General features: G+C 74.0%; 22 protein-coding genes. 11 read left to right on the top strand and 11 right to left on the bottom strand.

Translation table 11 applies throughout. The annotated features are described in order from the left end of the window. Window positions 1-137: 137 nt before the first annotated feature. On the top strand, window positions 138-608 hold the full coding sequence (locus ACZ6S5_RS11615; RefSeq protein ID WP_465999930.1) for a hypothetical protein: 471 nt from the start codon (window positions 138-140) through the stop codon (window positions 606-608). A gap of 30 nt (window positions 609-638) precedes the next feature. Further along, entirely contained in the window at window positions 639-2,159 is a 1,521-nt protein-coding gene (locus tag ACZ6S5_RS11610) for a serine/threonine-protein kinase (protein ID WP_465999929.1), read from the top strand. On the opposite strand, the gene ACZ6S5_RS11605 is transcribed toward ACZ6S5_RS11610, so the two are convergent. The 9 genes from ACZ6S5_RS11605 to ACZ6S5_RS11565 form a co-directional block, all read right to left on the bottom strand. Continuing rightward, on the bottom strand, window positions 2,146-2,529 hold the full coding sequence (locus tag ACZ6S5_RS11605; RefSeq protein WP_465999928.1) for a hypothetical protein: 384 nt from the start codon (window positions 2,527-2,529) through the stop codon (window positions 2,146-2,148). The genes ACZ6S5_RS11610 and ACZ6S5_RS11605 overlap by 14 nt on opposite strands. A 233-nt stretch (window positions 2,530-2,762) precedes the next feature. Beyond that, complete coding sequence (locus ACZ6S5_RS11600) at window positions 2,763-3,752, bottom strand: hypothetical protein (protein WP_465999927.1); 990 nt, start codon at window positions 3,750-3,752, stop codon at window positions 2,763-2,765. A 97-nt stretch (window positions 3,753-3,849) separates the two neighbouring features. After that, window positions 3,850-5,040 carry an acyl-CoA dehydrogenase family protein gene (locus ACZ6S5_RS11595; protein ID WP_465999926.1) on the bottom strand — a complete coding sequence of 397 codons (1,191 nt, stop codon included), beginning with the start codon at window positions 5,038-5,040 and terminating at the stop codon, window positions 3,850-3,852. Beyond that, a complete protein-coding gene (locus ACZ6S5_RS11590; RefSeq protein WP_465999925.1) occupies window positions 5,037-7,034 on the bottom strand; it encodes an acetyl/propionyl/methylcrotonyl-CoA carboxylase subunit alpha in 1,998 nt (665 codons plus the stop codon). Before ACZ6S5_RS11590 ends, ACZ6S5_RS11595 begins: the two co-directional genes overlap by 4 nt. Before the next feature lie 11 nt (window positions 7,035-7,045). Then, window positions 7,046-8,647: an acyl-CoA carboxylase subunit beta gene (locus ACZ6S5_RS11585; protein ID WP_465999924.1), complete on the bottom strand. Its 1,602-nt coding sequence runs from the start codon at window positions 8,645-8,647 to the stop codon at window positions 7,046-7,048. Beyond that, window positions 8,644-9,816: an acyl-CoA dehydrogenase family protein gene (locus tag ACZ6S5_RS11580; RefSeq protein ID WP_465999923.1), complete on the bottom strand. Its 1,173-nt coding sequence runs from the start codon at window positions 9,814-9,816 to the stop codon at window positions 8,644-8,646. The genes ACZ6S5_RS11585 and ACZ6S5_RS11580 overlap by 4 nt, the downstream gene beginning before the upstream one ends. Then, complete coding sequence (locus tag ACZ6S5_RS11575; RefSeq protein WP_465999922.1) at window positions 9,813-11,507, bottom strand: acyclic terpene utilization AtuA family protein; 1,695 nt, start codon at window positions 11,505-11,507, stop codon at window positions 9,813-9,815. Before ACZ6S5_RS11575 ends, ACZ6S5_RS11580 begins: the two co-directional genes overlap by 4 nt. Next, on the bottom strand, window positions 11,504-12,298 hold the full coding sequence (locus tag ACZ6S5_RS11570; protein WP_465999921.1) for a TIGR03084 family metal-binding protein: 795 nt from the start codon (window positions 12,296-12,298) through the stop codon (window positions 11,504-11,506). The genes ACZ6S5_RS11575 and ACZ6S5_RS11570 overlap by 4 nt, the downstream gene beginning before the upstream one ends. A gap of 15 nt (window positions 12,299-12,313) precedes the next feature. After that, window positions 12,314-12,958 (bottom strand): TetR/AcrR family transcriptional regulator, encoded by a 645-nt coding sequence (locus tag ACZ6S5_RS11565; protein WP_465999920.1) that lies wholly within the window; start codon window positions 12,956-12,958, stop codon window positions 12,314-12,316. 169 nt (window positions 12,959-13,127) lie between these two features. Here ACZ6S5_RS11565 and ACZ6S5_RS11560 point away from each other — a divergent pair, with 169 nt between their 5' ends. Next, on the top strand, window positions 13,128-14,567 hold the full coding sequence (locus ACZ6S5_RS11560) for an APC family permease (protein WP_465999919.1): 1,440 nt from the start codon (window positions 13,128-13,130) through the stop codon (window positions 14,565-14,567). Then, entirely contained in the window at window positions 14,564-15,580 is a 1,017-nt protein-coding gene (locus tag ACZ6S5_RS11555) for an acetamidase/formamidase family protein (RefSeq protein WP_465999918.1), read from the top strand. The genes ACZ6S5_RS11560 and ACZ6S5_RS11555 overlap by 4 nt, the downstream gene beginning before the upstream one ends. Window positions 15,581-15,641: 61 nt before the next feature. Here the strand turns inward: ACZ6S5_RS11555 and ACZ6S5_RS11550 are convergent, their stop codons facing one another. Then, the gene (locus ACZ6S5_RS11550) at window positions 15,642-16,385 is read right to left on the bottom strand and encodes a metallophosphoesterase family protein (RefSeq protein WP_465999917.1); all 744 of its coding nucleotides are present in this window, start codon (window positions 16,383-16,385) and stop codon (window positions 15,642-15,644) included. On the opposite strand from ACZ6S5_RS11550, the gene ACZ6S5_RS11545 reads away from it, so the two are divergent. Next, window positions 16,270-17,178 carry a DUF3592 domain-containing protein gene (locus ACZ6S5_RS11545; RefSeq protein ID WP_465999916.1) on the top strand — a complete coding sequence of 303 codons (909 nt, stop codon included), beginning with the start codon at window positions 16,270-16,272 and terminating at the stop codon, window positions 17,176-17,178. The genes ACZ6S5_RS11550 and ACZ6S5_RS11545 overlap by 116 nt on opposite strands. A 7-nt stretch (window positions 17,179-17,185) precedes the next feature. Here the strand turns inward: ACZ6S5_RS11545 and ACZ6S5_RS11540 are convergent, their stop codons facing one another. Then, window positions 17,186-17,863 (bottom strand): Crp/Fnr family transcriptional regulator, encoded by a 678-nt coding sequence (locus tag ACZ6S5_RS11540; protein WP_007073398.1) that lies wholly within the window; start codon window positions 17,861-17,863, stop codon window positions 17,186-17,188. 218 nt (window positions 17,864-18,081) lie between these two features. On the opposite strand from ACZ6S5_RS11540, the gene ACZ6S5_RS11535 reads away from it, so the two are divergent. The 6 genes from ACZ6S5_RS11535 (at window position 18,082) to ACZ6S5_RS11510 (ending at window position 23,398) form a co-directional block, all read left to right on the top strand. Then, window positions 18,082-18,744 carry an adenosylcobinamide amidohydrolase gene (locus tag ACZ6S5_RS11535; protein ID WP_465999915.1) on the top strand — a complete coding sequence of 221 codons (663 nt, stop codon included), beginning with the start codon at window positions 18,082-18,084 and terminating at the stop codon, window positions 18,742-18,744. 81 nt (window positions 18,745-18,825) lie between these two features. Next, complete coding sequence (locus ACZ6S5_RS11530; RefSeq protein WP_465999914.1) at window positions 18,826-19,995, top strand: CapA family protein; 1,170 nt, start codon at window positions 18,826-18,828, stop codon at window positions 19,993-19,995. Between the two features lie 60 nt (window positions 19,996-20,055). Further along, window positions 20,056-20,835 carry an endonuclease III gene (gene nth / locus ACZ6S5_RS11525; RefSeq protein ID WP_465999913.1) on the top strand — a complete coding sequence of 260 codons (780 nt, stop codon included), beginning with the start codon at window positions 20,056-20,058 and terminating at the stop codon, window positions 20,833-20,835. Then, window positions 20,832-21,443 (top strand): TlpA family protein disulfide reductase, encoded by a 612-nt coding sequence (locus ACZ6S5_RS11520; protein WP_465999912.1) that lies wholly within the window; start codon window positions 20,832-20,834, stop codon window positions 21,441-21,443. Before nth ends, ACZ6S5_RS11520 begins: the two co-directional genes overlap by 4 nt. After that, window positions 21,440-22,132: an NUDIX hydrolase gene (locus ACZ6S5_RS11515; protein ID WP_465999911.1), complete on the top strand. Its 693-nt coding sequence runs from the start codon at window positions 21,440-21,442 to the stop codon at window positions 22,130-22,132. The genes ACZ6S5_RS11520 and ACZ6S5_RS11515 overlap by 4 nt, the downstream gene beginning before the upstream one ends. Window positions 22,133-22,219: 87 nt before the next feature. Further along, a complete protein-coding gene (locus ACZ6S5_RS11510; protein ID WP_465999910.1) occupies window positions 22,220-23,398 on the top strand; it encodes a MarP family serine protease in 1,179 nt (392 codons plus the stop codon). The last annotated feature ends 27 nt before the right edge of the window (window positions 23,399-23,425 follow it).

The raw sequence follows: 23,425 nt of genomic DNA, 5'->3' as shown, positions 1-23,425 counted from the left end.
AGCGCGCACGCTGCGCGCATGGTGCGTGCGGCGGTGTGCAGGTTTGGCGATTCCGGGGATGTGCGCGTCGGGGGTGGCGGTTAGCGTGTGGGGTCGAGGAGACCGCCCACGGCGGCGGTCGCGGGTGGGGAGGACGGATGAGGCTGCCGCGCTCGGGCGCCGGCTGGACGATCGCGGTCTTCGGGGCCCTGGCGGTGGTGCTGGGCGCGCTCGGGCTGATCTGGCCGGAGGCACAGCTGCGCATGCTCGGTTTCGAGGTGCCGGCCGAACGGGCCGCCGGTGACTACACCGGCACGTTCCTCACCGCGTCCTCGATGGCCTCCTTCAACATGGGGGTCTACTACCTGCTCGCCGCCGCCACCGAGTGGCGGGTCTTCTACCGGTTCACGGTCTGGTTCCGGCTGGTGACGTTCACCGTCTTCAGCATCACCGTGCTCTCCGATGTGGCCCCCGACCGGTTCTTCGGCGTCGCCGCCTGGGAGGGGTTGGGCGCGGTCGCCACCGCCGTCGGCCTGTGGTGGGACGCCCGTCGCGCGGGTCCCGCCGGGGCGGCCGGGGAGCAGACCGTCGGGTCCGGAGCGGTGCCGGCGACCGACGCGGTGTCCTGAGCGACGCGGACCGTTGGGTATTTTCGAGCCGTGACCGAGACCCCGCCCGGTGCCCTCCGGCTGCCCATCGTGCCCGGTCTGACCGACCTGGAGGTCTTCGCCCGGGGCGGCTATGCCACCGTCTACCGGGCCACTCAGATCTCGGTGGGGCGCGAGGTCGCGGTCAAGGTGGAGAACCGCACCCTGGACAGCGAGCGGGACCAGGCCCGGTTCCTCCGCGAGGCGCGGGCGGCCGGAAAGATGTCCTCCCACCCGCACGTGGTGGACCTCTTCGACGTCGGGGTCACCGTCGACCAGCACCCCTACCTGATCATGGAGCTCTGCGACGGCTCGTACGCCGAGCGGATGCGTACCTCGCCGCTGGGTGCGGTGGAGGCCCGTGACCTGGGCGTGAAGATCGCCGACGCGCTGGCCCACTCGCACGCGGCCGGGGTGCTGCACCGGGACGTCAAGCCGGCCAACATCCTCTACTCGCACTTCAACCCGGCGGTGCTGGCCGACTTCGGGCTGGCGGTGCTGGCCGAGGTGCGGGACGCCTCGGTCACCCTGGAGGTGCTCACCCCGGCGTACGCGCCGCCGGAGATGTTCAGCCACAGCCCGCCCTCGCCGGCGGTCGACGTGTACGCGCTCTGCGCCACCCTCTACGCGGTGATGCACGGCCGGCCGCCGCGCTGGCAGTCCGAGCGCAACCCGAGCCTGGTCACCGTGCTGGAGATGTTCCACCAGCCGATCCCCGGCCTGCCCGGGGTGCCCGAGGAACTGCTCGACGTGCTCCGGCTCGGCATGGCCAACGACCCGGACGAGCGGCCGTCCGCCGTGGAGCTGCGCGGGATGCTCGCCGCCCTCCCGCTCGACGGCGCCGCCCCGGTCAGTGGCGCCCCGGTCTCCGGCGCGCCGGTCAGCGGCGGCCCGTCCACCGGCGGGCCGTACACGCTGGGCCGGACCGGGCAGCCGGGCCCGCGGCCGCCCGCGGAGGCGGAGCACCCGACCGTGCCGGTGCCCGGCCGGCGGTGGCGGCGGCGCTGGTTCCTCGGCGGCGCGGGAGTGGTCGCGCTGGCCGCCTCGGCCGGTGCGGGGGCGTGGCTGGCCGGCGGCGCGCCGCCGGTGGTGTCGCCGACACCGGTGGCCACTGGGGTGGCCGACCCGAGCGCGGCCAGGGTGCTGCCCGGCTGCGCGGCCGGCGGCGTACGCCTGCCGGAGGGCGCCCGGTGCGCGCCCGAGCTGGAGTGTTTCGGCCCGGTGCGGCTGCGCCGGGACCGGGCGGAGGCGGTCCGCGTGCCGTGCGACGGCCGGCACACCTGGGAGACCTACGCCGAGGGCGTCCTGCCGGCGGCCCTGACCGGGGCCGGCCACGACGCGGTGGTCGCCGACGCGACCATCCAGCAGGTCTGCAACGTCAGCACGTTTCGGCTGGCCAGCGGCATCCGGCAGACGGCCGGCTGGAACCTGGAGGTGCTGCCGCCCGAGGGCGACACGGCCGACCGCACCTACCGCTGCCTGGCCGGGCGGGGCGTGGACGCGCTCGCCGTGCCGACCCTCACCGGTCGCTGAGCCCCTCGGGCACCCGCCGGCTCTCCTGGACCTCCCGCGGGTCGAGCGCCTCCAGGGTGTCGGCGTCGACCTCGTGCCCGGCCGCCGCGGGATCCCGGAGCGCGTGCGGATCGAACGACTCGAGGGTGTCGGCGTCCACTTCGTACCCGCCGGGATCCGCCCAGCCCGCCGCCGGGGCGTCGTCGGCGACCGCCCGGGCGGCGCTCACCGCCACCCCGGCGATCACCCCGAGTAGCACGCAGAGCAGGGCCAGGGCCACCGCCAGGACGCCGGCCGGGCGCCACAGCAGCAGCGTGACCAGTGCCGCCACCGCCGCCAGCGCCGCGAGGACGGCCCGCACTCGCGCATCGGGCCGGGGGAACGAATTCACCAGTCCAGGATCGCCCAGGCCGTCCGCCTGTCAACCGACCGATCCGCGCGGCCCGCCCCGGCCGTACGGTCCGATGTCGCCCCCCGCCCGGGTTCGGCCGGCCGGCCGGGGCGAGCCGAAGCCGCTCCCGCCGGTCGTCGCGCCGCTGCCGGCGGCCGGCACGCCGACCGTCCGCTGGGAAACGCCGGGGTACGGCGGATGATCGGGCACCCGCCGTACCCCGGGTCCACCGGTCAGGCGAACGCGGTGGTGTAGTAACGCACCCGGTAGAAGCGGGCGCCGCTCTTGCTGTGGTTGCCGGAGCTGAAGTGGATGGTCCTGCTCCACTCGCCCTCACCGGCACCGGGGACCACCCAGGTCCGCACCCCGTTCGGGAGCCGGGTGTACGCCTTCACGTGGTCGGCGGTGCTCACCAGGCTGGAGGTGAACTGCCAGCTGTTGCCGGCGTACACCAGGTTGAGCGCGCGCACGTTGTAGGACGAGGTGAAGAAGTAGCCGCTGCCCTTGTGGTCGGGCAGGATGTCGTGGCCGGTCTTCGCCTTGCCCGCGCCGTCGCTGAAGGTGAGCTTGGTGCGGTACTTCAGCCGGGTGGCCGAGCCGTCGCCGGTCATCGAGTAGAGCCGGACCTCGCCGCTGCCGACCGCGATCACGAAGCCGTTCTGGTTGTAGATCACCCCGTGCGCGCCCGGGAAGCTGATGAACTGCGCGGCCCGGGTACCCGGCGTTCCGCCGTTGGTGCTGGGGGCGAAGAGGTGCAGCCCGCCGCCGGTGGACGAGCCGGTCGGCCCCTTCGAGGTGGCCACCACGATCGCCCCGCGGCCTTCGATCCGCTCGATCGAGTGCGGGTTGCCGTCGACGGTCGCCTGCCAGACGATCCCACCGGTGTGCGACGAGCTGATCCGGCTCTCGTCGATCATCGCGGCCCGGCCCAGGTAGTCACCCGCGCCGGACGAGGTGACCAGCATGACGTTGCCCCACTTCGCGGTGCCCCGCCGCTTGACGTCGGACAGGTTGGTCCAGGTGCCGGTCCGGCTCGGGGCCTGCCACAGCGTCGTGCCGCCACTCCAGGCCGCCGGGTTGAAGCGCAGGATCCGCCCGCTGGCCTGCTCGGTCGCCATCACGTAGTACGTCGCCGCCTCGGCCGGCGACGGTCCGAGCAGGCCGGCCGCCGGCGCCGCGACCGCCGCCCCGGCGATTCCCTTGAGAAGCGCTCTTCTGTCCATCGCACCCTCCTGTGTGGTCAGTCGGGTCCGATCCTGACAGCGCGACGGCGACGACACACGGTGTCGATTCGGCCACCCTTTCCGCCCCCGCAGGGGGTCAGTACGACTTGTCCTGGCCGAGGACGTGCTGGGCGACGAAGTTGAGGATCATCTCGCGGCTGACCGGGGCGATCCGGCCGGCCCGGACCGCGCCGAGCAGGGTGGCCACCCCGTACTCGGTGGTCATGCCGGCCCCGCCGAGTGCCTGCACGGCGGTGTCCACGGCGAGCGCGGCGGCCTCGCCGGCCGCGTACTTGGCCATGTTGCCGGCGACGCCGGCCTCCAGGTCGCGGCCGGCGTCGTACAGGGTGGCCGCCTTGTGGATCATCAGCCGGGCCAGTTCCACCTGCACCGCGGCGTGTGCGAGCGGGTGGGCGACGCCCTGGTGGGAGCCGATGCTCCGGCGGCCCCACACCGTCCGGGTGGCGGTGTACCCGCTGGCCCGCTCGATGGCGTACCGGCCGGTGCCGGCGCCCATCGCGGCGACGGTGATCCGTTCCGGGTTCAGCCCGGCGAAGAGCGCCGGCAGCCCGGCGTCCAGCGACTCGCCGACCAGCGCGTCGGCCGGCAGCCGGACGTCGTCCAGGTAGAGCAGGAACTGGTTCTCCGGGGAGAGGATCTCCATGTCCAGCTTGGACCGCTCCAACCCGGGCGCGTCGGTCGGCACGATGAACAGCGCCGGCTTCAGCTTCTGCGGAGACGCGTCCGCTGAGCCGGCCGGGCCGTCTCCGACGGCGACGCGCGCCACCACCAGCACGTGCTGCGCCTCGTCGACCCCCGAGATGTAGCACTTGCGGCCGGAGAGCAGCCAGTCGTCGCCGTCCCGGCGGGCCACCGTGCCGAGCCGGTGGAAGTTCGAGCCGGCCTCCGGCTCGGTGATCGCGAAGACGATCTTCTGGGAGCCGTCGGCCAGGCCGGGCAGGTGCCGCTTGCGTTGTTCCTCGGTGCCGTGCTTGGTGATCACGGTGGCGGCGATGGCGGGGGAGACCACGAGCAGCAGCAGCGGGCAGCCGGCGGCGGCCAGCTCCTCGCAGACGAGGGCCAGTTCGGTGATGCCACCGCCCCCGCCGCCGTACTCGGCCGGGATGTTGACCCCGAGGTAGCCGAGCCGGCCGGCCTCGTGCCACAGCTCGGTGGTGTGCTCGCCGGCCTTGGCCTTCCGCACGAAGTAGTCGTGGCCGTATTTGCGGCCCAGCGTCCGGACGGCGTCGCGGAGCTGGTCCTGCTCGGGGGTGAGGTCGAAGTTCATCGCGGGTCCTCCTCAGCATTGACCACGGCCAGCACGGCCCCGGTGTCGACCTGGCCGCCCGCCGGGACGGGCAGCTCGGCGACCACGCCGTCGGCCGGGGCGAGCACGGGATGTTCGAGCTTCATCGCTTCCAGGGTCAGCAACAGGTCACCGGCGGCGACCCGCTGGCCGACCTCGACGTGCACCCGGGTCACCGCGCCCGGCAGCGGCGCCAGCAGCGACCCGGCCGCCAGCTCCGCGGTGGGCAGCGGGAAACGCGGCAGCTCGGTGAGGCTGGCCGCCCCGTCCGGGCCGTCCACGAAGACCGCCGACCCCACCCGGTGTACGCGGAAATCCTGCCGGACGCCGTCGACGTCGAGGGCCACCCGGTCCGGCGCGGCCTCGACCAGCGTCACGGCCGGCGGCTTACCGGCGGCAGGAGCGTCGGGGTCCCCCGCCGCCGAGGTCGACCAGTCGGCGAGCGCGCCGGTGCGGTCCAGCCGATACCGCACCTCGATCTCGCCGTCGGGCCCGGTGAAACGGGTGACCTGCGGGAACGCCGGCACGTTCCGCCAGCCCGAGGGCAGCCCGGCCAGCACGGGGGCGGACGCCCGGTGCCCGGCGGCGCCCGCCAGCGCGGCGGCCAGGGCTGTCAGCGGGAGCCGGTCGGCGGGGAGCAGCGGGTCGAAGACCTCCGGGTGCCGCTCCAGGAAACCGGTGTCGATCTCCACCGCGCCGAACTCCCGGCTGCGCAGCACCCGGACCAGCAGGTCCCGGTTGGTGGCCACGCCGTGCAGCTCGGCCCGGGCCAGCGCGCCCGCCAGGGCCCGGGCCGCCTCCGTCCGGGTGGGCGCCCAGGCGACCAGCTTGGCCAGCATCGAGTCGTAGTGCACGCGCACCGTCGTGCCGTCGGTGACCCCGGAGTCGAGCCGCAGCCCGCGCAGCGGGGTGAACGCGCCGGCCACCCCGGGGATCGCGAACCGGTGCAGGACCCCGGTCGCCGGGCGGAAGCCCTGGGCCGGCTCCTCCGCGCAGAGGCGTACCTCGATCGCGTGGCCCTCGGCCGGCGGGGTGGCCGCCAGCGGCAGGGGCGCACCCTCGGCGACCAGCAGTTGCAGCCGGACCAGGTCCAGCCCGGTGACCGCCTCGGTGACCGGATGCTCGACCTGGAGGCGGGTGTTCATCTCCAGGAAGAAGAAGTCCCCGTCCGGCCCGAGCAGGAACTCGACGGTCCCGGCGCCGACGTAGTCGACGGCCCGGCCGGCGGCCACCGCCGCCGTGTGCAGCCGTTCCCGCAGCTCCGGAGCGAGAATCGCCGGGGCCTCCTCGACGATCTTCTGGTGCCGCCGCTGGATGGAGCAGTCCCGCTCGCCGAGGGCCACCACGGTGCCGTGGGTGTCCCCGAAGATCTGCACCTCGACGTGCCGGCCGCGCTCGACGTACCGCTCGATGAAGACCGTGCCGTCGCCGAACGCCGCGGCCGCCTCGCGGCGCGCGGAGGCGACGGCCTCGGCGAGCCCGGCCCGGTCACGGACCACCCGCATGCCGCGCCCGCCGCCGCCCGCGGCGGCCTTGACCAGCACCGGGAAGCCGGTGACCTGGTCGTCGTCGGTCCACGTCGGCAGCATCGGCACGCCGACGTCGGCGAGCAGCGCCTTGGCCGCCATCTTGTCGCCCATCGCGGCGATCGCCTTGGCCGGCGGCCCCACCCAGGTCAGCCCCGCGTCGGTCATCGCCGCGGCGAACTCGGCGTTCTCGGCGAGGAATCCGTAGCCCGGGTGCACGGCGTCCGCGCCCGCCCGGCGGGCCGCGTCCAGGATCAGGTCGATCCGTAGGTACGTCTCGGCCGGCGTGTTCCCGGGCAGCCGGACGGCCTGGTCGGCCTCGGCGACGAAGGGCGCGTCGGTGTCCGCGTCGGAGTGCACGGCGACGGTCTGCACACCGAGCGCGCGGCAGGTGGCGAAGAGCCGGCGGGCGATCTCCCCCCGGTTGGCGACCAGCAGTCGGTTGATCATGAGCGGTCCCCTCACATCCGGAAGACGCCGAAGCCGTCGGCGCCCCTGACCGGTCCGTTGTGGATCGCCGACAGGCAGAGCCCGAGGACGGTACGGGTGTCCCGGGGGTCGATCACCCCGTCGTCGTAGAGCCGGCCGGAGAGGAAGAGTGCCCCCGACTGGGACTCGATCTGCTGCTCGACCATCATCCGCATCGCGGCGTCCGAGTCCTCGTCGTAGTCGCGTCCCCGGGCGGCGGCGGCCTGCCGGGCCACGATCGACAGCACCCCGGCCAACTGCGCCGGCCCCATCACCGCCGACTTGGCGTTCGGCCAGGTGAACAGGAACCTCGGCTCGTACGCCCGGCCGCACATGCCGTAGTTGCCGGCGCCGTAGGAGGCACCCAGGTTGACCGTGAGGTGCGGAACCTTCGAGTTCGACACCGCGTTGATCATCAGGGCGCCGTGCTTGATGATGCCGCGCTGCTCGTACTCGGTGCCGACCATGTAGCCGGTGGTGTTCTGCAGGAAGACCAGCGGGGTGTCGGCCGCGTTGGCGAGTTGGATGAACTGCGCCGCCTTCTGCGCCTCCTCGCTGAACAGCACGCCCCGGGCGTTGGCCAGCACGCCCACCGGATAGCCGTGCAACTCGCCCCAGCCGGTCACCAGCGCCGTGCCGTAGGCCGGCTTGAACTCGTCGAACTCGCTGCCGTCCAGCACCCGGGCGAGCACCTCGCGCGGATCGAACGGCACCTTGAGGTCGGCGCTGGCGATGCCGAGCAGCTCCTCCGGGTCGTACCGGGGCGGTCGTGGGACCGGGTTGCGCGGCGGTGGTCCCTGCTTGCGCCAGTTGAGCCGGCGTACGCACTGCCGGGCCAGCCGGATGCCGTCCCGCTCGTCCTCGGCCAGGAAGTCGGCCAGGCCGGACCGCGTGGCGTGCATGGCCGCCCCGCCCAGCGACTCGTCGTCGGTGACCTCGCCGGTGGCCATCTTCACCAGCGGCGGCCCGGCCAGGTACACCTGCGACCGGTCCCGGATCATGATGGTGAAGTCGGACATCCCCGGGACGTACGCCCCGCCGGCGGTGGCGTTGCCGAAGACCACGCTGACCGTGGGGATCTTGGCCGCGGAGAGCCGGGTCAGGTCGCGGAACACCCGACCGCCCGGGATGAAGATCTCCGCCTGGGTGGGCAGGTCCGCGCCGGCCGACTCGACCAGGTTGACCATCGGCAGCCGGTTGGCCAGGGCGATCTCGCCGGCCCGCCGGGTCTTCGCCAGGCCCCACGGGTTCACCGCGCCGCCGCGTACCGTCGGATCATTGGCCACGATCAGGCACTCCACGCCCTCGACCACGCCGATGCCGGTAACCGTGCTGGCCCCGACCGGGAAGTCGGTGCCGTAGGCGGCCACCGGCGACAGCTCCAGAAACGGGCTGTCCGGGTCGAGCAGCAGCTCGATGCGCTCCCGGGGGAGCAGCTTGCCGCGCTGGTGGTGCCGGGTCACGTACTTCTCACCGCCACCGGCCCGGGCCTGGTCGAGCGCGGCCTCCAGCTCGGCGAGGCGGTCCAGCAGCGCCTCGCGGTTGGCCCGGTGGGCCGGCGAGGCAGGGTCGAGCGCGCTGTCCAGAGTGGTCACAGGCCCATGCCCTTCGCGATGATCTCGTTCATGATCTCGGTGGTGCCGCCGCCGATGCCGAGGATCCGGGCGTCCCGGTAGTGCCGCTCCACCTCGGCGTCGCGCAGATAGCCGAAGCCGCCGTGCAGTTGCAGCGCCTGGTCGACCACCCAGTCGCAGGCCGCGACGGCCACGTTCTTCGCCATCGCCACCTCGGTCACCACCGGCTGTCCCGCCGCCACCCGCTCCGCCACGTCGTGCACGTACGCCCGGGCGGCCTCGGCCCGCGTGTGCATCTCGGCCAGCCGGTGCCGGACCAGCTGCCGGCTGGCCAGCGGCCGGCCGAACGTGGATCGGTCCCGGCACCACTGCCCGGCCAGATCCACGCAGCGCTGCGCGGTCGCGTACGCGCTCGTGGCCAGGGAGAGCCGCTCGGTGGCGAACTGCTGCATGATCGCCAGGAAGCCGGTGTCCTCTGGGCCGACCCGGTTCGCCACCGGCACCCGCACGTCCACGAAGGACAGCTCGGCGGTGTCCGAGCAGTGCCAGCCCAGTTTCTCCAGCCGCCGGCCCACGGTGAACCCGGGCGTGCCCTTCTCGATCACCAGCAGGCTGAGCGCGCCGGAGCCCGGCAGGACGGTGGCGACGGCGGTGGTCACGAAGTCGGCCCGGAGCCCGCTGGTGATGTACGTCTTCGACCCGTTCACCACGTAGTGGTCGCCGTCGCGCCGGGCGAAGGTGCGGATGCCCGCCACGTCGGAGCCGCCATCCGGCTCGGTGATCGCCAGCGCGCCGATCATCGTCCCGGCCAGGGTCGGCCGGACGTACCGGTCGATGAGATGCTGCGGACCGGCGTCGCTCGAGCCTGCCTTGTCGCCGCCGCAGGCGGCGATGATGTGCGGGAGCGCGATGCCGTGCGTGAACAGCGCCGCCACCAGCCCGGACGAGCCACCCGAACGGATGATCTCCTCGGTGACCACGATCGAGTCGAGCAGGTCGCCGCCGCTGCCGCCGACCTTCTCGGGGAAGCCGATGCCGAGCAGCCCGATCTTCGCGGCGGTCTCGTGCAGCGACCGGGGCACCTCGCCGGCCCGCTCCCAGTCGGCCAGGTACGGCAGCACCTCCTTGGTCACGAAGGTCCGGGTCAGCTCGCGGAGCTGCCGCCGCTCGGGGGTGTCCACGATGGTCATGACGGCACTCCGGAGGTGAGATCGGCGGGCAGGTCGGCCAGCCGCGCGCGGAGCAGCTCGCCGAGCGCCTTGGCCTGCGGGTCGAACCGGGTGGAGGCGGCCACGCCCGGCCCCAGCAGCCCCCGGACGACGAAGTTGACCGCGCGCAGGTTCGGCAGCTCGTACCGCTCGACGGTCAGCGGGGCGATCTCCGGCAGCAGTTCGGCCAGCCGCTCGGCGGTGAGCCAGCCGCGCAGCCAGGACCAGGTCGCGTCGGTCCGGGCCCAGACGCCCAGGTTGGCGTCCCCGCCCTTGTCCCCGGACCGGGCGCCGACCACCTCCCCGAGGGCCGCCCGCCGGGTCGGACCCGGCCGCCCGGTGACCGGCGCGGCGTCGGGCGTCGTCCCTGCCGGGTGCGACGGCGTGGCCGTCGTCCGGGCCGGCGGGGCGATCGGCACCCGCGCCCCGTCGGGCAGCACGGCCACGTGCGCGACCGCGTCCTGCGGCACGGTGTCGGCGGTGAACACCCCGAAGGGCGTCGCGTCGCCGGGCAGGGTGGTCAGCGTGCAGCCCGGGTAGGAGGCCAGCGCCAGCTCCACCGCCGCCGCCGAGAAGGCCCGCCCGGCCCGCGCCTTGTCGCCGTCCCGCAGGTGTACGTGCAGCAGCGCGCTCGCCGCCTCGGTGTCGGCGGCGTCCGGGTGGTCGGTCCGGGCCAGGATGAACTCCAGCCCCTCCTTGCCGACCGCCTCCTCGAGCTGGCCCCGGACCAGGGCCGCCTTGGCCGGGATGTCCAGCCCGCAGAGCACGAACGTCATCGAGTTGCGGAAGCCGCCCAGGTTGTTGACGCCCACCTTGAGCGTGTCCGGTGGCGGCGTGCCCCGGACCCCGGAGACCCGGACCCGGTCCGGCCCGTCCTGGGTCAGCTCCACCGTGCCCAGCCGGGTCACCACGTCCGGCCCCAGGTACGCCGGCCCGTCCACCTCGTACAGCAGTTGGGCGGTGACCGTCTCTACGGTGACCGCGCCGCCGGTGCCGGGGTGCTTGGTGAGCACCGACGAACCGTCCGGGTGGATCTCGGCGATCGGGAAGCCCGGGCGGTGACCGCCGTCCGGCAGCTCGGTGAAGAAGCTGAAGTTGCCCCCGGTCACCTGGGCGCCGCACTCGATCAGGTGCCCGGCGACGGTCGCCCCGGCCAGCGCGTCCAGGTCGTCCCGGCCCCAGCCGAACCGGGCGATGGCCGGGCCGACCGCCAGCGAGGCGTCGGTGACCCGGCCGGTTACCACCACGTCCGCCCCCGCGTCGAGGCAGGCCGCGATCCCGAACGCCCCCAGGTACGCGTTCGCGGTCAGCGCGTCCGGCCGGGCGAGGGCATCGCCCTCGACGTACCCGACCCGCACGGTGAGGCCGAGCCGGTCGGCGAGCGCGCCGATCGCGGTGGCCAGTCCGGCCGGGTTGAGGCCGCCGGCGTTGGTGACCAGCGTGACCCCGCGGTCCAGCGCGGTGCCGAGGCAGCCCTCCAGTTGCCGGAGGAAGGTCTTCGCGTATCCCAGGGACGGGTCGCGCAGCCGGTCCCGGCCGAGGATCAGCATGGTCAGCTCGGCCAGGTAGTCGCCGGTCAGCACGTCCAGGTCGCCGCCGTCGAGCATCTCCCGCCAGGCGGTGAGCCGGTCGCCGTAGAAGCCGGAGGCGTTGCCGACCCGGAGCGCGGTCACGCGGTCACCCCGCTGCCGGCCGCTTCCCGCTTGGTCCCGGGCGGCCCGGCGAACGCCTGCGCCACGTCCAGCCACTCGTCGGCGACCGGCCCGGTGGCCACCAGAGCCAGGTCGGCGCGGTGCCGGCGCTGGGTCACCAGCAGGCAGAAGTCGAGCGCCGGGCCGGTGACCCGGTCGGCGGCGTCCGCCGGGCCGAAGGTCCAGGCGTCCCCGTCGGGCCCGGCCAGCTCGACCCGGACCGGTGCGGTCGGCGCCGCGCGGCCGTGCGCGGCGAAGCCGTGGCCGAGGGTACGGAAGCCCAGGTGCGCCACGTGCCGCAGCCGGCTGGTCGGGGTACGCCGGACGCCGAGCGCGTCGGCCACGTCCTCGCCGTGCGCCCAGGTCTCCATGAGCCGGGCGGTGGCCATCGAGGCGGGCGACATCCGGGTGCCGTACCAGGGCAGCTTCTCCCCGTCTGGCGCGGCGGCAAGGGCCGCGGTGAGCGCCGCGCGGCCGGCCCGCCAGCGGGTCAGCAGGGCGGCGGGCGGGGCGAGGAACGCCTCGGCGCCGTCGTCGACCAGCCGGGACGGGTCCGGCGCGGACAGGACGGAGGCGTAGAAGGCGTCGGCGTCGGTCGCGGCCAGGTGGGCCACGTGATCGGTCCAGGCCAGGTGGGCGATCTGGTGGGCGACCGTCCAGCCCGGGGCCGGTGTCGGCCGGGCCCACCCCTCCGGCGGCAGCGGCGCGACGAGGGCGTCGAGCTGCTCGGACTCGGCGGTCAGGTCGGCGAGCAGGGCGGTCAGGTCGACCATGGTGCCTCCGGAGGGTCAGTGCGGCCGCGGGCTCCCGGGCGTCGGCGGGCCGCCGTCGGGCGTGAGCAGGGTGGCGAGCTGGCGTTTCCAGGTGTGCAGCAGGGCGGTGCGTCGGGTGGAGTCGTCGCTGAGCAGGTTGGCCACCCCGAGGCCGCGGAGCAGGTCGAGGGTGGCCTGCACCGCCTCGCGTACGCCGGGGCGGCGCTCGTCCACGCCGAGCAGCTCGACGGTCAGCCGGTGCATCTCCCGGCCGACCCGGACCTCCAGGGGCAGCAGGGCGTCGCGCAGCTCGGCGTCGGTGCGGGCGGCCACCCACAGCTCCAGGGCCGCGACGAAGAGCGGCCCGGTGAAGGCGGCGCCGAGGAGGTCGACCACCCGGTCCAGCCGGCGGGGGCCGGCCGGCAGGGCGGCGGCCTCGGTGCGCAGCTCCACCGCCCGGCGCTCGGTGAGGTGGGTGACGGCGGCGGTGACCAGCGCGGCCTTGGTCGGGTAGTGGTGCAGCTGGGCGCCCCGGGAGACGCCGGCCCGGGCCGCCACCACCGTGGTGGTGGTGCCGGACCAGCCGTGCTCGACCAGGCACTCGACGGTCGCCTCCAGCAGCCGGGCCTGGGTGGCGCGGCTGCGTTCCTGTTGCGGGACGCGGGTCGGTGCGGTGGGCACGGGGACAGCGTGCCGCCGCCGAAACAAACAGTCAAGCCTGACTTTTTCTGCGCCGTGACTACGCGGCCATTGCGGCGCTTTGTCGATGTTCCCAATTCAGGTAGATGGATCTAGCTGTCCGTCCCGAGCGGGACTAACGTGCGGCCTCACCAGATCAAGGAGGCCCGCCGTGACTCAACCTCCCGACCCATCCGAGACAGCCACCCAGGTCGAACGGTTCGGCTACCGCCAGGAGCTGAGCCGGTCCCTCAGCTTCACCGACCTGCTCATCTACGGACTGATCTTCATGGTGCCGATCGCCCCCTTCGGCATCTTCGGCAGCGTGTACTCCGGCTCCGGCGGGATGGTCGCGCTGGCCTACATCATCGGCATGGTGGCGATGATGTTCACCGCCCTGTCGTACGCGCAGATGGTCCGCGCGTTCCCCATGGCCGGCTCCGTCTACAGCTACACCGGCCGGGGCATCGCCCCGCCCGTCGGCTTCCTCGCCGGCTGGGTGATCCTGCTCGACTACGTCCTCGTGCCCGGCCTGCTCTACCTCGTGGCCAGCGTGGCCATGCACTCCCTCGTGCCAGAGGTGCCGGTGTGGGCGTGGCTGGTGGCCTTCGTCGTGCTCAACACCGTCGTCAACTACTTCGGCATCCGGATGACCGCCCGGGTCAACCGGGTGATGCTCGTCGCCGAGCTGGCCATCCTCGCGATCTTCCTGGTCGTCGGCGTGGTCGCGCTGGCGCAGGGCAAGGGTGCGGGGTTCTCGCTGCGGCCACTGTTCGACGCCGACACCTTCTCCTGGCCGCTGGTCTTCGGCGCGGTGTCGATCGCCGTGCTCTCCTTCCTCGGCTTCGACGGGATCTCCATGCTGGCCGAGGAGAGCCGTGAGGAGGCCCGCCAGATCGGCCGGGCGATGGTCGGAGCGCTGCTGCTGGCCGGTGCGCTGTTCGTCGTGCAGACGTGGGTCGCGGCCCTGCTGGTGCCGGACGCGGCCGACCTGCTCGCCAACGGCGACCCCGAAGGAACCGCCTTTTACGACGCGGCCCGGGCGGCCGGCGGAGGCTGGCTGGCCGCGCTGACCGCCCTGGCCACCGCGATCGCCTGGGGCTTCGCCAACTCCCTGGTCGCCCAGGCCGCCACCTCCCGGCTGCTGTACGCGATGGCCCGCGACCGGCAGATGCCCCGCTTCCTCGCCCAGATCAACCCGAAGCACAAGGTGCCGGCCAACGCCACCCTGCTGGTCGCCGTCATCTCCCTGGCGCTCGGCCTCTACATGGCCAGCCGGGACGACGGCATCTCACTCCTGTCCACACTGGTCAACTTCGGCGCCATGACGGCGTTCCTGGCGCTGCACGTCTCCGTCGTGACCCACTACGTCGTGCGCAACGGCAGCCGGGACTGGTTGCGGCACCTGGTGGTGCCGGTGATCGGGTTCCTGATCCTGCTCTACGTCGTGATCAACGCCAAGGTCGCCGCCCAGGTGCTCGGTTTCGTCTGGTTGGGTGTCGGGCTGCTCGTCCTGCTGGCCTTCTACCTGACGGGTCGGCGTCCCGAGCTCGCCGGGCTCGTCGAAGTCGCCCACGAGAGCACCGACGAGCCGGTGAAGGAGCCGCAGTGACGCCCGACGTGGTGAAGTACCGGCCGGAGCCGGACGAGCTCTCCTACACCTTCGGCGGGCGTGAGGCGGTGCTCCGGGTGCGCCCGGGCACGATCCTCGAGCTGTACACCGAGGACTGCTTCGGCGGGCGGGTCCGGAGCGTCGACGACCTGCCCTCGCAGGTCTGCCAGTTTCCGTACCTCAACCCGGTGACCGGGCCGATCCACGTCGAGGGGGCCGAACCCGGGGACACCCTCGCCGTGCACTTCATCGCCATCGAACCGGCCCGGGACTGGGCCGTGTCCACCACCTTCCCGCACTTCGGCGCGCTCACCAGCACCCACACCACGGCGACCCTGCAACCCCCGCTCGACGAGGTGGTCTGGCGGTACGACGTCGACGTCGCCGCCGGCACGGCGACGTACCGGGCCCGCCGGGGCGACTACACCGTGGCGCTGCCGCTGGATCCGATGCACGGCACCGCCGGGGTGGCGCCGGGTGCCTTCGAGGCGCGGATGACGATCACCCCGGACGCGCACGGCGGCAACATGGACACCCCGGAGCTGCGGGCCGGAGTCACCGCGTACTTCGGCGTGAACGTGTCGGGCGCGCTGTTCGCCCTCGGCGACGGGCACTGCCGGCAGGGCCATGGCGAGGTCTGCGGCACCGGCCTCGAGGCGGCCATGAACACCACGGTCGTGGTGGACGTCATCAAGGGGGTCGGCACCCCGTGGCCGCGGCTGGAGTCGGACGACGCGCTGATGTCCACCGGCTCGGCCCGCCCGCTGGAGGACGCCTACCGGATCAGCCAGCACGACCTGGTCACCTGGACCGCCGGGCTGGTCGGGCTGGACCAGCTCGACGCGTACCAACTGGTCAGCCAGGCCGGTGAGGCGCCGGTCGGCAACGTGTGCGACACGAACTACACGATGGTGGCGAAGGTGGACAAGCGCTACCTGGGCGGGGTCGGCGGGTACGACGGGGTGCACGCCCGGTTGCGCGAGACGGCCCAGCACCACCTGGCCCACCGCTGACCGGAGCGGGACCGGCCGGGCAGCTCCCCGGCCGGTCCCGCGCAGCTCGACGGGCTGCCGGTCAGCGGCCGTCGCGCGGGCCGAAGACGCTGAGCGCATCCACGTCGGAATGGCGCGAGCGAAGGTACTCGTCGGCCCAGGCGGCGGCGTCCGGGAAGCCGGACTCGGCGGCCACCCGGGCGCAGGCGGCGTCCACGTCGTACCGGGTCCGGCGCAGCTGCACGCCCGGGCCGAGCAGCGCCCACCAGGCCCCGGCCCCGCCGTACGGCATGCCGACGCTGCCCGGGTTGACCACCAGGCGGCGGTCGACCAGCCGGGTGAACGGCATGTGGGTGTGCCCGCAGACGACGGTGCCCACCTCGGCCGGCAGGCCGGCGAAGACCTCCGCCCAGCGGTCGAGCCGCGAGTCGACCAGCACGACCTCCTCGTCGTCCCGCGGCGTCGCGTGGCAGCAGAGCACCTCGCCGAGGCCGGCGACGGGCAGCGTGACGGTCGGCGGCAGGGCGGCCAACCGAGCGACCTGATCCTCCCGGAGCTGGGCGGCGGCCCAGTTCGAGACGTCGTACGAGGCCGGGCGGCCGGCGTGGGCCGCCACCAGCTCCCGTTCGCCGTTGCCGCCGACCCAGCGCGCGCGGTCACCGAGCGCGGCGAGCCGGTCCAGCACCTCGACCGGCTGTGGGCCGTCCGCGATGTCACCGGTGAGCACGATCAGGTCGGCGGCGGCCACGTCCGGCTCGGCCAGGACGGCCTCCAGTGCCGGCAGTACGCCGTGGATGTCGGAGAGGACGGCGACACGTTCGAACATCGCCCTACCCTGGCCCCCGGCCCGCGTCGGAGTCCAGGAATTCTGCGCCGGGCAGACGCGGCCGGCTTGCCGCCGCTGCCTACCGTGGGCGTCGGCCGGGACATGCCGCTGCCCGGGCGCTGTGCGGGAGGTGGGGGTGGGCGGTCGGCGGAGCCGACGCGGGAAGGCGCGCCGTCTGCGGGGCGTCGTCCGGACGCCGCCGACCGCACCGGCCGAGCGCGAGCCGCGGCGCCGCTGGCGCCCCGGCTACTGGCTCCGGCATCCCGCCTTCTCGGCGGCCGTGTCCGTCTGCGGTCTGGTCGTTCTGCTCAACTGCGGGATCGGTGCCCTGGTCGACCGGTCGCACCTGCGGGAGCGCGGCGTCACGACCACGGCCGTTGTGGAATGGGTTTCGGTGTCCAAACGCCGGTCGTGGATGGGGGTGCGGCTGACCACGGTCGAAGGAAGAACGGTGAGCGGCACGACGATCGAGGTGCCCGACCCCCGGCCGGCCCCCGGTGACGTGCTCACTGTGCGGTACGACCCGGCGCGGCCGGAGGACGTGTACCTGCCTGGCGGCGGACCCTCGCCGGCCGGTGCCGCCTTCTTCATCACGCTCGGCGTGGTTCCCGTGGTGTACGGGTGGTACCTCTGGCGGACCTGGTCGCACTGGCGGGACCAGGCGGAGGACTGGCGGCGTCACCGGCCGGTCCCACCCCTGGGCGAACGGCGGTATCCCTGGCCGACGCGGGAGGGGCCACGAACCGGACCGGCCCGGACCGCGCGAGGGCGGGCCGGGCCGGGCAGTGCGTGAGGAGGTGTCAGACCCGCGCGCGGCGGGCCAGGCGCTCCGGGTCGAGGATGATGATGCTCTTGCCGTCCAGCCGCAGCCAGCCGCGCGAGGCGAAGTCGGCGAGCGCCTTGTTGACGGTCTCCCGGGAGGCGCCGACGAGCTGGGCGATCTCCTCCTGCGTCAGGTCGTGGGTCACCCGCAGCACGCCGCCGTCGCGGGTGCCGAACCGGCCGGCCATCTGGAGCAGGTTCTTGGCGACCCGGCCCGGCACGTCGGTGAAGATCAGGTCGGCCAGCGAGTCGTTGGTCCGGCGCAGGCGGCGGGCGAGCACCCGCAGCAGCTGCTCGGCGATCTCGGGACGGTTGTTCAGCCAGGGCCGCAGCGCCTGCTTGCGCAGCCGGACCAGCCGGGTGTCGGTCACCGCGGTGGCCGTCGCCGTACGCGGGCCGGGGTCGAAGAGCGACAGCTCGCCGACCATGTCCGACGGGCCCATCACGGCGATCAGGTTCTGCCGGCCGTCCGCCGCGCGGCGACCCACCTTGATCTTGCCGGACAGGAGGATGTAGAGACTGTCGCCGGGCTCGCCCTCGTTGAACACGACCTCGCCCTTGCGGACCTCGATCGTCTCCATCTCCTTGGCGAGCGCCTCGGCAGCCTCCGGGTCGACACCCTGGAAGATCCCGCTGCGGGCCAGTACCTCGTCCATCGCGCACCTCCGCTTGCGCGTGCCGTCCGTCGGCCGGGTCCGCCGTCCGCTGATCCCTCGCGCGCCGCCAGTCTAGGCGCACATGAGCTGGAATCAGAGGTGCACCCCTGGAATCTTGATCGTTGGGCGTAACCCTCTCGACCCGATCAAGGACTAAGATCCCGCCCCCGGTCCGGGTGGCCGCCGTCCCTTCCCACCCTGATCGTAGGGTCGGCGGCGTGCTGAACGAGCCGTTCCTGACCACCCGCCCGGAATCCGGGTGGGACATCCCGCTGCTGGTGTGGCGGGCCGAGGAGCCGCTGCTGGCGGTCGGCTCCGCCCCGTTGGGCGGCGGGATCGGCGTACGCCGGTGGGTGGTCAACGCGACCGTGCCCATGTCGTACGACCGGGACGACCCGGCCGGCCACCTGGCCGAGCTGGCCGACGGCCTGGGTCTGGACGGACCCGGCGTGGGCCTGCTGACCGGGGTCGACGTGGCCGAGGTGGTGGCCCGCGCGGACGGCGGCGTCCGGGTCTGGGCGACCGTCGGGCTGGGCACCCCGGTCTGGGCCGCCGCCCCCGCACCCGCCACCCCGGCCCAGCGCGTCGGCACGGTCAACATCGTCGGGTACGTCCCGGTCCGGCTCAGTGCGGCCGCCCTGGTCAACGCGGTGGCCACGGTCACCGAGGCGAAGGCGCAGGCGATCTGGGAGCTGGGGCTGCCCGCCACCGGCACCCCGACGGACGCGGTCACCCTCCTCTGCCCGGCCGACGGCGACCCGGCCCCGTACGGCGGGCCCCGGTCGACCTGGGGCGCACCGCTGGCCCGGGCGGTGCACGCGGCCGTCCTGGCCGGCGGCGCGGGCACGGTCGTGCCGTGGTCCGACCGGCGGGCGGGCTGAGCCCGCCACCCACGACCCGAACCAGTTTTCCGACCGATCGGACGTCGTCTGGGGCGTTCCCGGGCGGTAGCGTCGCGAACGATGTATTCTCCCGCCCTTTCCGTATCCCGCCGCTGGCGGCGGCCGGCGGCCGTCCTCGGCGCACTGCTCGCGGCACTGCTCGTCGCCGGCTGCGGCCCGCAGGCCGACGACGCGCCGGTCTGGCAGCCGGGCGTGGCGGCGAGCGGCGGCCCGGTCGAGGCCGAACAGCCGGCCGAGCCGGTGGACGAGGTGGAGAAGGCGATCTCGCTGGCCGCCACCGGGGACGTGATCATGGGCAACGCCCCGTCCCGGCTGCCGGCCGACGACGGCGCGGGCTTCTTCGACGACGTCAAGGCCGCGCTCAAGGCCGACCTGGTGATGGGCAACCTGGAGGAGCCGCTCACCGAGGACACCGGCACGGGCAAGTGCGGGCCGAGCCCGAAGAACTGCTACCAGTTCCGGGCCCCGCCGGAGTACGCGGCGCACCTCAAGGACGCCGGCTTCGAGCTGCTCAACCAGGCCAACAACCACGGCTACGACTACGGCCCGAAGGGCTACGAGAACACCCAGCGGGCGCTGGAGGAGCACGGGCTCAAGCACACCGGCGCGCCGGACCAGATCACCGTGGTCGAGGTCGAGGGCGTCAAGGTGGCGGTGGCCGGCTTCTCGTCGTACGTCTGGTCCAACAGCCTGGTCGACATCGAGTCGGCGAAGCGGGTGGTGGCGAAGGCGGCCACCATGGGCGACGTGGTCGTGGTGCAGGTGCACATGGGCGCCGAGGGCGCCGACAAGAGCCGGGTCAAGCCGGGCACCGAGCTGTTCTTCGGCGAGAACCGGGGCGACCCGATCAGGTTCTCCCACGCGATGGTGGACGCTGGCGCCGACCTGGTCGTCGGGCACGGCCCGCACGTGCTGCGCGGCATGGAGTTCTACAAGGGCCGGCTGATCGCGTACAGCCTGGGCAACTTCGCCGGCGGGGGGAAGTCGCTGAACAGCTCCGGCCGGCTCGGCTGGGGCGGGGTGCTCAAGGTCTCGCTCAAGGCGGACGGCAGCTTCGTCGGCGGCACCTTTACCTCCACCGCGATGAACGCGGTCGGCCGGCCGTCGATCGACCGGCAGCACCGCGGCCTCGGCCTGGTCAGCGACGTGAGCCGGAGCGACTTCGCGAAGTCCGGGGCCCGGTTCGACGAGGCCGGCAGGATCAGCCCGCCGGCCGGCACCGGCGCCTGACCCGGCCCGCCCGCGCATGGGCCCGCCGGGAGGTCGGCCGGGCGACGTAGGCTGGCCGGCGTGACCACGCGTACCCCCGAGACCGACCTCGGTCGCACCCGCCGGGCCCGGCGGATCGGCCGGGTGCTGACCGAGACGCACCCCGACGCGCACTGTGAACTCGACCACTCCAACGCGCTGGAGCTGGCGGTCGCCACCATCCTGTCGGCGCAGTGCACCGACAAGAAGGTCAACGAGGTCACCCCGAAGCTCTTCGCCCGCTACCGCACCGCCGCCGACTATGCCGGGGCGGACCGCGCCGAGCTGGAGGAGCTGATCCGGCCCACCGGGTTCTACCGCAACAAGACCAGCTCCCTGATCAACCTGGGCCGCGAGCTGTGCGAGCGGTACGGCGGCGAGGTCCCCGGGAAGCTGGCCGACCTGGTCACCCTCCCCGGCATCGGCCGCAAGACCGCCAACGTGATCCTCGGCAACGCCTTCGGTGTCCCCGGCATCACCGTCGACACCCACTTCCAGCGGCTGGTGCAGCGCTGGAAGCTGACCGACGAGACCGACCCGGTCAAGATCGAGCACGTCATCGGCGCGCTGTACCCGAAGCGCGACTGGACCATGCTGTCGCACCGGATCATCTTCCACGGGCGGCGGGTCTGCCACGCCCGCAAGCCAGCCTGCGGCGCCTGCACGCTGGTCACGCTCTGCCCGTCGTACGGCACCGGGCCGACCGACCCGGTGGCGGCGGCCAAGCTGCTCAAGGGCCCGCGCGCCCGGGACCTGGCGGCCGCCGTCGGCATCGACCCCGACCTGGTCCCCCGGCAGGCGGCAGCGGCGGACGTGCCGTGAACCGTCGGCTCGCGTACCTGCTCGTCCCGGCGCTGCTGACGCTGGCCGGCTGCACCGGCACCGACGGGGAGCCGGCCGGCCCGGCCCCGGCCACCCGCGCCGAACGGCCCTCGCCGTTCGCCGACTGTGGCCCGCTGACCGCCGCACCGGCCTCGGCCGCCGCCACGCCGGCCGGCGAGCCGGGCGACCCGCTGCCCGAACTGACCCTCTCCTGCTTCACCGGCGGGGCGCCGGTGGCGTTGCGCGACGTCAAGGGCCCGGCGGTGATCAACGTGTGGGCGTCCTGGTGCCCACCCTGCCGCAAGGAACTGCCCGCCTTCCAGCGGCTCAGCGAGCGGGCCGCCGGGCGGTTCCAGGTGATCGGGGTGAACAGCCGGGACAGTCGCGGCGGCGCGCAGTCCATCGGCGAGGACTTCGGCGTCCGCTTCCCGATGCTGGTCGACCAGGGCGACGCCTTCGAGCGGGGGCTCGGGCGCAACGCCTTCCCGCTGACCGTCCTCGTCGGGGCGGACGGCCGGATCCGACACACCGACTCCACCGGCGAGCTGGACGACGCCCGCCTGGCCGAACTGGTCCGCCAGCACCTCGGGGTGGAGGTCGCGGCATGACGAGGCAGCCGCCGAACTGGCTGGACCCGCTGCTCGGCCGGCTCGGCACGGCCCGGGCCGAGGACTTCACCCGGCTCACCACCCCGGAGAGCGGGGGCCGGGAGAGCGCGGTGCTGGTGCTGCTCGGCGAGGAGCCGGCGGCCGGTCCGGACGTGCTGGTCCTCCAGCGCGCCGCCACCCTGCGCAACCACGCCGGGCAGCCGGCCTTTCCCGGCGGCGCGGCCGACCCGGAGGACGCCGACGCCAGCGCCACCGCGCTGCGCGAGGCGAACGAGGAGGTCGGGCTCGACCCGGGCAGCGTCACCGTGCTGGCCGAGCTGCCGAAGCTGTGGATCCCGGTGAGCGACTTCGTGGTCACCCCGGTGCTCGCCTGGTGGCACGCGCCGCACCCGGTGCATCCGCGCGAACCGGCCGAGGTGGCGCACGTGGCCCGGCTGCCCGTCGCCGAGCTGGTCGACCCGGAGAACCGGATGCGGGTCCGCCACCCGAGCGGCTGGATCGGCCCCGCCTTCGCGGTCCGCGGCATGCTCGTCTGGGGCTTCACCGCCGGGGTGCTGAACACGCTGCTGGAGATGGGCGGCTGGGCCCGTCCGTGGCCGCGATCCCGGGTCGTGGAGCTGCCGCCCACCGCCGCCACCCCGGCGCCCTCGGCCGGCACCGACGCGGTCGACGAGACCCCGGTCCGCTGAGCCGGGACAGGTCACCGGCGCGTACCTGAGCGTCACCTTCAGCCAGCGCTCAGGGTCTTCCGGGCGCAGTACCCGTACCCTGGACGCGTGTCCGCCGTGGATCTCGTACTGCTCCTGCTCATGCTCGTGTTCGCGATCAGCGGATACCGTCAGGGCTTCGTCATCGGGGCGCTGTCGTTCTCCGGGTTCTTCCTGGGGGCGCTTGTCGGGCTGCAGGTCGGTCCGCTGGTCGCCCGGCAGTTCGCCGACAGCGGCACCCGGGTACTGATCTCGCTCGTCGCGGTCTTCGGCCTCGCCGTGCTCGGCCAGGCGCTGGCCGGCTGGCTGGGCTCGCACCTGCGCCAGACGATCACCAACGAGCTGGCCAAACGACTCGACGACATCGGCGGCGCGCTCGTCTCGGTCTTCGCGGTGATGCTGGTGGCCTGGCTGGTCGCGGTGCCGCTGGGCTCCTCGTCGCTGCCCTGGCTGGCCTCCTCGGTCCGCAACAGCGCCCTGCTGACCGTGGTCGACCGGGTCCTGCCGGACAAGGCGCAGGAACTCTCCACGGCGCTGCGGGACACCGTCGACACCAACGGCTTTCCGGACGTCTTCGGCGATCTCGCCCCGACCCGCGCCCGCCAAGTCTCCCCGCCCGACCCGGCGCTGGCCGGCTCCCAGGTGGTGCGGACCAGCCAGCGGGCGGTGGTGAAGGTGCTGGGCTCCGCGCCGAGCTGCGCCCGCCGCATCGAGGGCTCCGGCTTCGTGTACGCGGACGACCGGGTGATGACCAACGCGCATGTGGTGGCCGGCACCCGCTCGGTGGCGGTCGAGCTGCGCGGCGAGCGGTACGACGGCGAGGTGGTCGTCTACGACCCGGAGCGGGACCTGGCCGTGCTGCACGTGCCGGGGCTGCCCGGCCCGTCCCTGCGCTTCGCCGCCGGCCAGGCCGGCAGCGGGGCGGACGCCATCGTGCTGGGCTTCCCCCTCGACGGCCCGTACGACGCCCGCCCGGCCCGGATCCGGGACGTCGACCGGATCACCGGCCCGGACATCTACTCCGCCGGGGACGTGACCCGGGAGATCTACACGATCCGGGCGCTGGTCCGCAGCGGCAACTCGGGCGGCCCGCTGGTCTCCTCCAACGGGCTGGTGCTCGGGGTGATCTTCGCGGCGGCGGCGGACGACCCGAACACCGGCTTCGCGGTGACCGCCGCCGAGGCCCGGCCGGTCGCGCTGGCCGGCGCGGAGCGTACCCGGGCGGTCGGCACCGGCGACTGCACCTGAGCCCGGCGACGGCGGCCGACCGGGACG

The organism is Micromonospora sp. NPDC051924 (assembly GCF_055586005.1).
Note: the sequence above shows the minus strand (reverse complement) of the source record. Positions and strands in the feature narration are given on the sequence as shown.

What these genes read in the sequence shown, in the direction of transcription:
- ACZ6S5_RS11615 (WP_465999930.1), top strand. Translation starts at nt 138, where the DNA reads ATGAGGCTGCCGCGCTCGGGCGCCGGCTGGACGATCGCGGTCTTCGGG.
- ACZ6S5_RS11600 (WP_465999927.1), bottom strand. Translation starts at nt 3,752, where the DNA reads ATGGACAGAAGAGCGCTTCTCAAGGGAATCGCCGGGGCGGCGGTCGCG.
- ACZ6S5_RS11595 (WP_465999926.1), bottom strand. Translation starts at nt 5,040, where the DNA reads ATGAACTTCGACCTCACCCCCGAGCAGGACCAGCTCCGCGACGCCGTC.
- ACZ6S5_RS11590 (WP_465999925.1), bottom strand. Translation starts at nt 7,034, where the DNA reads ATGATCAACCGACTGCTGGTCGCCAACCGGGGGGAGATCGCCCGCCGG.
- ACZ6S5_RS11580 (WP_465999923.1), bottom strand. Translation starts at nt 9,816, where the DNA reads ATGACCATCGTGGACACCCCCGAGCGGCGGCAGCTCCGCGAGCTGACC.
- ACZ6S5_RS11570 (WP_465999921.1), bottom strand. Translation starts at nt 12,298, where the DNA reads ATGGTCGACCTGACCGCCCTGCTCGCCGACCTGACCGCCGAGTCCGAG.
- ACZ6S5_RS11545 (WP_465999916.1), top strand. Translation starts at nt 16,270, where the DNA reads ATGTCACCGGTGAGCACGATCAGGTCGGCGGCGGCCACGTCCGGCTCG.
- ACZ6S5_RS11550 (WP_465999917.1), bottom strand. Translation starts at nt 16,385, where the DNA reads ATGTTCGAACGTGTCGCCGTCCTCTCCGACATCCACGGCGTACTGCCG.
- ACZ6S5_RS11540 (WP_007073398.1), bottom strand. Translation starts at nt 17,863, where the DNA reads ATGGACGAGGTACTGGCCCGCAGCGGGATCTTCCAGGGTGTCGACCCG.
- ACZ6S5_RS11530 (WP_465999914.1), top strand. Translation starts at nt 18,826, where the DNA reads ATGTATTCTCCCGCCCTTTCCGTATCCCGCCGCTGGCGGCGGCCGGCG.
- ACZ6S5_RS11515 (WP_465999911.1), top strand. Translation starts at nt 21,440, where the DNA reads ATGACGAGGCAGCCGCCGAACTGGCTGGACCCGCTGCTCGGCCGGCTC.